The sequence below is a fragment of the Nocardia sp. NPDC004718 genome, assembly GCF_053601535.1.
Genome location: NZ_JBSGCA010000168.1, coordinates 1 through 1238, shown reverse-complemented (window position 1 = coordinate 1238; position 1238 = coordinate 1). Strand labels below are relative to the sequence as shown.

The following is a 1238-nucleotide window of genomic DNA, read 5'->3' as shown; positions in this document are numbered from 1 at the left end:
GACCTGTTCGACCCGGCCACCATGGCCGAGTTCGGGCGGCGCTTCGGCCGGTTGCTGAAGGCCGTCGCCGCCGAGCCGGACCGGCCCATCGGCGATCTCACACTGCTGGACGAGCCGGAGACCGAGCAGGCGCTGCGCGGCTGGAACGACACCGCCCGCGACCTCGGCCCGGCGAGCACGCTGGTCGAGGAGTTCGCCGCGCAGGCCGCGGCCACCCCGGACGCGGTCGCGGTGATCGATCCGGCCACCGGGACGCAGCTCACCTACGCCGAATTCGCCTCGCGGGTGTGGCGGTTGGCGCGTCGGCTCATCGAGGCGGGTGTGGGTCCGGAGACGCTGGTCGCCTTGGGCCTGCGCCGCTCGGTGGACCTGGTCGTGGCCGCTTACGCGGTGCAGGCGGCGGGTGGCGGCTATGTGCCGCTGGATCTCGATCAGCCGGCCGATCGCGTGCACTACGTGCTCGACTCGGCCGACCCGGTCTGCGTGCTGACCACCGCGCGCGACGCGTTCGACGGCGCGGGCCGCGCCACGCTGCGCATCGACGAGCTGGAGTTGTCCGGTTACGCGGACGACCAGGTCACCGACGCCGAGCGCATCGCGCCGCTGCGCCCGCAGCACCCGGCGTACGTGATCTTCACCTCCGGCTCCACCGGCCGCCCCAAGGGCGTCGCCGTGCCGCACTCCGCGGTCGTCAACCAGATCCGCTGGATCACCGGCGAATACGGCATCGACGCCGACGACGTGGTGCTGTTCAAGACCCCCGCCACCTTCGACGTGTCGGTGTGGGAACTGTTCGGCCCGTTGAGCATCGGTGGCCGGATCGTGGTGGCGAGCCCGGACGGGCACCGCGACCCGCAGTACCTGGCCGAGGTGATCGCGGCCGAACGGGTCACGATGACCTCGTTCGTGCCGTCGATGCTGACCGTCTTCGCGGCCGGGATCGACCCGGCCGACGCGGACGCGCTCGCCTCGCTGCGCACGCTGTTCGTCGCCGGTGAGGCGTTCACCGCCGACGCGGTCGTGGCCATCCGCCGGGTGAGCGACGCCGCGCTGTACAACCTGTACGGACCCACCGAGTTCACCGTGCACGCCACGCACGCGCCCGTAGCCGAGCAGGTGGACGGTGCGGTGCCGATCGGCCTGCCGGTGTGGAACGCGCAGGCGTACGTGCTGGATTCGCGTCTGCACCCGGTGCCTTCGAACGTCGCGGGTGAGCTGTACCTCGCGGGCGATCAGTT

General features: G+C 71.9%; 1 protein-coding gene. It reads left to right on the top strand.

The features are described from left to right. On the top strand, nt 1-1238 hold a 1238-nt coding region (locus tag ACWEH3_RS36160), incomplete at both ends, for an AMP-binding protein (protein ID WP_452358518.1).